General features: G+C 39.6%; 6 protein-coding genes and 1 pseudogene. 2 read left to right on the top strand and 5 right to left on the bottom strand.

The window, feature by feature from the left end; genetic code table 11:
- The first annotated feature begins 237 nt into the window (after positions 1-237).
- The gene (locus GNF10_RS33610) at positions 238-1,260 is read left to right on the top strand and encodes a GGDEF domain-containing protein (RefSeq protein ID WP_185581811.1); all 1,023 of its coding nucleotides are present in this window, start codon (positions 238-240) and stop codon (positions 1,258-1,260) included.
- Between the two features lie 21 nt (positions 1,261-1,281).
- Here GNF10_RS33610 and GNF10_RS33605 read toward each other — a convergent pair whose 3' ends face one another.
- Positions 1,282-1,965 carry an ATP-dependent Zn protease gene (locus GNF10_RS33605; protein WP_179071671.1) on the bottom strand — a complete coding sequence of 228 codons (684 nt, stop codon included), beginning with the start codon at positions 1,963-1,965 and terminating at the stop codon, positions 1,282-1,284.
- Positions 1,966-2,289: 324 nt separating this feature from the next.
- Between GNF10_RS33605 and GNF10_RS33600 the strand changes: the two genes are divergently transcribed.
- Complete coding sequence (locus tag GNF10_RS33600; protein ID WP_185581318.1) at positions 2,290-3,933, top strand: lipoxygenase family protein; 1,644 nt, start codon at positions 2,290-2,292, stop codon at positions 3,931-3,933.
- Positions 3,934-4,357: 424 nt separating this feature from the next.
- Here GNF10_RS33600 and GNF10_RS33595 read toward each other — a convergent pair whose 3' ends face one another.
- The 4 genes and pseudogenes from GNF10_RS33595 to GNF10_RS33580 form a co-directional block, all read right to left on the bottom strand.
- Positions 4,358-5,203 carry a GNAT family N-acetyltransferase gene (locus GNF10_RS33595; protein ID WP_185581319.1) on the bottom strand — a complete coding sequence of 282 codons (846 nt, stop codon included), beginning with the start codon at positions 5,201-5,203 and terminating at the stop codon, positions 4,358-4,360.
- Positions 5,204-5,323: 120 nt separating this feature from the next.
- Positions 5,324-6,199, bottom strand: coding sequence for a formyltetrahydrofolate deformylase (gene purU / locus GNF10_RS33590; protein WP_185581321.1), 876 nt, complete (start codon positions 6,197-6,199; stop codon positions 5,324-5,326).
- Positions 6,200-6,225: 26 nt separating this feature from the next.
- Complete coding sequence (locus GNF10_RS33585; RefSeq protein ID WP_185581320.1) at positions 6,226-6,852, bottom strand: DUF4340 domain-containing protein; 627 nt, start codon at positions 6,850-6,852, stop codon at positions 6,226-6,228.
- A gap of 50 nt (positions 6,853-6,902) precedes the next feature.
- Positions 6,903-7,230 (bottom strand): annotated as a pseudogene (locus GNF10_RS33580) (ABC transporter); the annotation flags it as partial.

Raw genomic sequence — 7,230 nt, 5'->3', positions numbered from 1 at the left:
ACATAGTGTAAAGAAGACATTAGTTGTCAGAAGTGAATATTTCAGAAATGCTAGACGTAAATAGAAATTCTTAAAAGGAGAGCAAATTTGGAAAAATATTGGAGATTTGTCGTAAAGAAAATTATATAACCATAAATCTAACTCAGCCTACAAGAAAATATTTAGTATTAGGCAAGGATAGTAGTAAATTACTCAACTTAATCTCTTTAAAATTTAAATAGGATAAATAATAAAACAATGAATATTTCTATTCTGGTCTTTGGAAAAAATAATTTTATCACCACACTTCCAGATCAGATCCGTTATGCGACTGCTTTTAGTGTAGAAGTTATAGACAATCTCAATCAAGTAGTGTCGCGGATTAAAATAGCGCCCCCCGATATAATGCTTGTGCAGGCTAGCTTGGATGGCAGTATGGAACTGTGCAATTGGTTGAAAGAGCAGACAAAACTATCTTGGATATATTGTATTTTATTCGAGGATCGTTTCCAACAGCTTACTGATAGAAATAAGGGTTGGTATAGAGAATTAGAGATGAGTGCTGCGGCCCTAAAGCAAGGAGCCGATGCTTATATTTGGCATCTTATTGATGAAGAAATAGACCATAATTTAGCAGAGTTGACTGCCAATCATGGATTAATACTTGCTCAATTGACTGTTGGCTTGCGAAAAGCACAAAAATATCGAGATTTGATTCGGACAAATGATATGTTATCAGCGATCGCCTTAGCCGATTCGTTGACAGAATTAAATAATCGTCGTGCTTTAGAATGGGACTTACCCAGACAAATTCAAAGAGCTAGAACTCAAAAAACTTCCCTGAGTTTGATTATTCTGGATGTAGATCATTTCAAGAAAGTTAACGATACTCACGGGCATTTAGTAGGCGATCGCATTTTGCAAATATTATGTCAGCGTCTGCGACACAATCTGCGCTGTCAAGACACAGCATTCCGCTATGGTGGCGAAGAATTTGTGATTCTTCTGGCTAACACTACCGATGAGGAAGCAATATTAGTAGCCCGTCGTCTTAATCGCGTAGTTAGCGATGAACCATTTGCACTCAATAATAAACTGACAATTAATATCACCATTAGTCTGGGCACAGCCAGTCTGCAAGCTGATGATGATGAAAAAGGAGAAAGTCTATTGAATCGTGCCGATCAATGTCTCTTACAGGCTAAAAATGCTGGGCGTAATCGAGTTATGCACTCGAACCACCTATCTCATGTTTCACATTTGAAAGTTGTTTCTTCATAATTTGTCATTTGTCATTTGTCATTAATTTTTCCTCTGCACTCCTAACTCAGCATGACAATCTTCTACTGAAGTGCCTTGTCGCATAGCATTAACTAAAGCTTCGTAACTAGACCAATTTTCTTGTAGTAGGGTTTTTGCTTGGAGAGCATGAAACCGCAGTTTCTGTTGATAAACTGATTCAGAAAAGCCCAAAACTGTCAAGACTCCAATCAGTTTGCTTTTATCATCAGATCCACCCTCAGCATTATCAAAAACTAGGGTTTCAGCAGCAATACCAGCCATCCAAACAGTACAGTAGCGGTCTAGCATTTGGGCACTGATTTTACCCACTTCTAATTGAGAAGCTAATTCGCCATCATCAAAGCTAACACCACCTTGACCAGGTTGCCCCTGTTTCCAGGCTTCCCAAGCGCTGAGTGTGTAGCCGGTAACGGGAATCCCTAGCAAGTAAGCAACCAAAAAATGCCCTGCTTCGTGGTGGACGATGCGATCGCGGTGTTCACTTGAAAAACCAGCAATCCAATCCAAAAAAATAGTACCACCCTTGCCTTGCAAGCTAAAACTATCTAACGTAGCTATGCCTAAAATAGCGAAGGTTGCAAGTGCCGGTACTGCTGGCGACAAATTCAAGAATGGCCCCAGCAGTACCGATAGGGTCATGAGAAAGATAGATATTGCAACTAAATTTAAGGTAGTCTGGCTCATTGAGAGTTTTCTGAGTGCAGCTTAATATTTCTTTATTATGATGCGATCGCACACTTTCTGTATCAAGTGCCTCTACAAATCCCTTGACGACGTAATTTCCCCATGAGAATTTGACTATCAGTGAAGAAATCTTACAAAATTGGATATTCTGCATAACAGCAATAAGTAAGCCTGATTCATAGTAAGCGGTTTAAAACCTATAGATGCCGTTTGCAGATAGACCACAATAAACGCTGTTAAATATTTTATGTGAAAATTTAAAATTCAGATTTTAGAGGTAAAATTACCTGTTATTGTTCTTACCTTAAATTGGCACTAAAAGTTATGAAGCCATACCTCCCTCAAAATGATCCTGACCCTACAAAACGTCAAATATTGCTAGAGAGAAACCAAGGGGTGTATGAATTTGATTACGAGTTTTTAGCACCTATGGCAATGCTAAAAAATGTACCTTCTATAGAAAATTTTTCAACTAAATATATTGCTGAACGGACATTAGAGACAGCAGAACTGCCTATAAATATGTTAGCCGTTAAAACCCGTTCTTTATGGGATCCTTTAGATGAATTGCAAGACTATGAAGACTATTTTCCAGTTTTGCCTAAACCTAGTGTCATCAAAACATACCAAACTGATAACTCTTTTTGTGAACAACGACTTTGTGGTGCAAATCCTTTAGTTTTACGCCGAATTAAGGAAATGCCAGATGGCTTGGCCTTTACAATTTTAGAACTGCAAGAAAAGTTTGGTGACTCTATCAACTTACTAGAAAAACTTGCAAATGGAAATTTATATGTAGCTGATTACAGAACGCTTGCGTTTGTTAAAGGGGGAACTTATGAAAGAGGTAAGAAGTATTTACCAACCCCTATAGCTTTCTTTTGTTGGCGCAGTTCTGGCTTTAGCGATCGCGGTCAACTAGTACCAATTGTTATCCAAATCAACCCCGCAGATGGCAAACAGAGCCAGCTAATTACGCCTTTTGATGACCCTTTAACCTGGTTTCATGCCAAGCTTTGTGTTCAAATTGCTGATGCTAACCATCATGAAATGAGTAGCCATCTGTGTCGAACTCACTTTGTTATGGAACCCTTTGCTATTGTTACAGCGCGTCAACTAGCGGAAAATCATCCCCTCAACTTATTACTAAAACCTCACTTCCGTTTCATGTTGGCTAATAATGACTTGGCTCGTAAGCGCCTAATTAGTAGAGGTGGCCCTGTTGACGAATTGCTAGCCGGAACTCTGCAAGAATCATTGCAAATTGTCGTCAACGCATATCAAGAATGGAGCTTAGATCAGTTTTCCTTACCCACTGAACTAAAAAATCGGGGTATGGATGATCCAGACAACTTACCTCACTATCCCTATCGAGACGACGGCTTGCTATTGTGGAATACCATTAAAAAGTTTGTGTCTGAATACTTGCAGATATACTACAAAACTCCCCAAGACTTAACAGCAGACTTAGAATTACAAAGTTGGGCACAGGAATTAGTTTCCCAATCAGGCGGACGAGTTAAAGGTGTTAGCAATCGCATCGACACATTAGACCAATTAATTGATATTGCTACTGCGGTTATCTTCACTTGTGGGCCGCAACACGCTGCTGTCAACTACTCACAATATGAATATATGACTTTCATGCCCAATATGCCCCTTGCTGCTTATAAACAAATGACAACAGAAGGCACTATTCCTGACCGCAAAAGTCTATTATCATTTCTGCCACCATCGAAGCAAACTGCCGATCAATTATCGATTTTATTTATCCTGTCAGCTTACCGTTATGACAGATTAGGGTACTATGATGATAAATTTTTAGACCCAGAAGCTCAGGATGTTTTAGCTAAATTCCAGCAGGAGTTGAACGAAGCAGAGCGGGAAATTGAATTGAACAACAAGAGCCGTTTAATAAATTACAACTATTTGAAACCAAGGCTTGTTACCAACAGCATCAGTGTGTAAGTTAATATCATTGCAGTTGATTAGACATCTCCAAAAAGTGTGATAGCTTTTGGAGATGTTTTTGTTTAGTAATATGCGATTGCGGTGTTCTTTTGAAAAACCAGCAATCCATTGCTGATCATTAACATTTGAAGGTTTAATTCGGAACGCACAGTTACAACTCCTTCCCGGCACTGTCAGAAATTTATCTACTGCGATCACCGAATTGTAATAGCCAGGACGCTTGAATTTTTGGAAACTCAAGGGTATTTATTTCGATCAGGGTTCACATCTTTGATTGAGCAGTGCTATCGAGGGAATTGAGGATTACTCATGAAGACGTTTTTAAAAGTCATTAAATTTGATGCACGCAGACTCATAGAAAAATTCACGCGCTCACAGTGGGATTGTATATTAGGGGTCTAAACACATTGTTTGTCTGTCTCTAACCTAGTTCCAAACTTGTCACAGAAAAGACACGATCAATAGGTAAATTAGGAATTTCTTTAGTGTACATCCGAGCAGTTTGAAAGACTGGCTCCAATTGGTAACGTTGAACTAGGTTAATTGCTTGTACATTTGCATCGGGTACATCAAAAAACACTGGAGCATGAGGATTTTCTGCAAGCAAGGCTTGAAATAATGCTTCAGCAATCTGTTCGTCATTAGCAAACAGTGGCCCAATCCGAAAACCTGTATGGGCAGGCCGGATAACTCCGTAACCAACAAGATATGCATTTTTGAGAAACCCGAAAGCAGTACTTTCTGGCTGTTCAATCCAATGTCGCAGAAACACTGGACGCTTAGAAGGAAAAAGTTGGCAATCGTAAGCCACCAACTCTTCAAAAGGCACTGTTTTCAGGTCGATGATACCAGCAGGCATAACACCGCCACCAACCCCTTGATAACGAATATTCTTATAAGCGATTTGGAAACCAGACTTTTTGTAGTTATCTTGTTGAGCTACTACACCATCCAAGCCGATGTTACGATCAGCGCTGAGATAGTCGATTGCTGTCTTCCAAATTTTCATACCCAACCCCTGCCCACGAAACTGGGGTTTCACAATGTAAAAACCTAGAAAGCCAAAGTGCTGATCGTAAGCGACAGCAGAAATACACCCTACTAGCTCACCATTCAACTCGCCCAATAAAAAACCGTTCTTGTCAGTTTGATAAAAAGATTCAGCATCATACTTTCCTGGATTCCAACCTTCGCTTGCTGCCCAAGTAATCGCCAAATCAATTTCCGACCTTTTCATTGTGCGGACGATGAAGTTGTCAGGGATCATAATATCTTATTACTATGAGGTTGTTAACTATTTAACTTCGCTTTCGCAAACCCAGCGATAACTCTTAATATTTTTATACTCATCTCTTGTAAAATTATATTCGTTCTGATATAAAATCAATCACTCGAATACTACTGTTCTATTACCATAGACTAATACACGATTTTGTAAGTGCGATCGCACTGCTCTTGCTAATACAACTCTCTCCAAATCTTTGCCTTTTCTCACCAAATCATCCACTTCATCACGGTGACTCACTCGCACTACATCCTGTTCAATAATTGGCCCTGCATCTAAATCAGCAGTGGCATAATGAGCGGTTGCACCAATAATTTTAACACCGCGTTCAAAAGCTCGGTGATAGGGGTTTGCACCGATAAAAGCTGGTAAAAAGGAGTGATGAATATTAATAATTTGCGGGAATTGATTAATAAAATCTGCACTAACAATCTGCATATATTTCGCTAATACAACTAAATCTATTTTGTACTGGCGGAGTAATTCTAGTTGTTGTGCTTCTTGTTCTGATTTATTGTCTTTAGTGATGGGAACGTGCTGAAAGTCAATATTAAATTGTTCTGCTACTACCTTTAAATTAGCATGATTACTAATAATTAAAGGGATTTCAGCCACAAATTCTTTAGCACGTTGTCGCCAAATTAAATCAAATAGACAATGGTTTTGCCGACTGACCCAAATAGCAATGCGTGGTACTGTATCAGAAAAACGTATTTCCCACTTAGCGCTAAGAGGTTGTGCGAACACTCCGTGATGCTTCGCAAACGCATTAAAAGCTGGGGCAATAAACTCACGCGGTAAATTAAACCCCTCTAGCTGCCATTCAATACGGGTGAGAAATAACCCAGCAGCAAAGTCTGTATGCTGATCTGCATGGATAATATTACCACCGTTAGAATAGATGAAATTGGCAAATTTTGCCACTAGTCCCCGTTGATCTGGGCAGGAAATCAGCAATGTTGCTGTGGGATTTGTCATCATAATATCGCCAGATTTTGAATTAATTATTTGCTGTTTGTCGGAGTCGGTTTAGGAATGGTGAGCGGAGGAAGTTTCTGACTATTGTCTACAGGTTGCTTCCACTCTGATAACTCCCGATTCACGGCATTTGCAAAATCTGTAGATACCAACAGCACGTTTATATTTCCATCGGGTTTAGCAGCAGGGTCTGTTTGAGCATATAAGAAACGTCCGTTAAAGTTAGCTTTACCCAAAATCAACTGATGGGTTTGCCGATTTTTTAAGGTGATATTGATAGTTGCTGGGGGTTCATCTAAAGCAAATTGCCCAAGCTCTTTTGGTGGAGTTGATAAAGTGCGATCGCTCTTACCTTTGACCAACAAATCCATCAAATAAGAAACAATAGCATCATTTGCTGGGCCCGATACTGGAGATTTGATTAACCACTTGGGGTTACTACTAGATTCGGGATTACGTTCTAGATTCAAGGTGAGTTTTTTTGTTTTGACTGTTAGAGATTGCACATCATCTTCTGCAAAAGAGAAAATTTGCTTATTTTCCTCTTTAGTTTCTTCTCGCACAGTCGCACCCCGAATTTCAGAGAAGTAAACAAAACCACCTAAACCCAGCGCTAGCAGTATCAAAATTAAAGTCGTTCTCGGCAATTTCATTTTTTAGTCATTTGTCATTGGGACTGAGGGAGAATTCCTAACTCCTAACTTTACCGTCGTTTCCACCAAATAATAACTGCGATCGCAAACCCAATTAAAGGTAAAAGCAACAGAGATGACAATATTAAAAGATTGCCTTGTGTGGTTGTCAGGGTTATCCGACGGTTTTTTGGTTCTTTGGGGCGAATGGAAAGAGGTTGCTGATCCTGTTGACTCAGCCAAGTAACTGAGTTGAGGAATACATCTCCATTTAATTGCTGTTGAAACAAGCCATCGGTGGCGAAATCAGAATTTCCTAAAACTACTAACCTTGACTCGGTGGCTGTTTGCGATGAAGGAGTGGGAGTAGGCGAGGCAGGGGAAGCAGGGGTAGTAGGG

The sequence above is a fragment of the Nostoc sp. UCD121 genome (assembly GCF_014222285.1).
GTDB lineage: Bacteria > Cyanobacteriota > Cyanobacteriia > Cyanobacteriales > Nostocaceae > Nostoc.
Note: the sequence above shows the minus strand (reverse complement) of the source record. Positions and strands in the feature narration are given on the sequence as shown.

Bases quoted from the DNA above. Each gene is read 5' to 3' on its own strand.
- GNF10_RS33585 (WP_185581320.1), bottom strand. From the start codon at position 6,852: ATGAAATTGCCGAGAACGACTTTAATTTTGATACTGCTAGCGCTGGGT.
- GNF10_RS33605 (WP_179071671.1), bottom strand. From the start codon at position 1,965: ATGAGCCAGACTACCTTAAATTTAGTTGCAATATCTATCTTTCTCATG.
- purU (WP_185581321.1), bottom strand. From the start codon at position 6,199: ATGACAAATCCCACAGCAACATTGCTGATTTCCTGCCCAGATCAACGG.
- GNF10_RS33600 (WP_185581318.1), top strand. From the start codon at position 2,290: ATGAAGCCATACCTCCCTCAAAATGATCCTGACCCTACAAAACGTCAA.
- GNF10_RS33610 (WP_185581811.1), top strand. From the start codon at position 238: ATGAATATTTCTATTCTGGTCTTTGGAAAAAATAATTTTATCACCACA.
- GNF10_RS33595 (WP_185581319.1), bottom strand. From the start codon at position 5,203: ATGATCCCTGACAACTTCATCGTCCGCACAATGAAAAGGTCGGAAATT.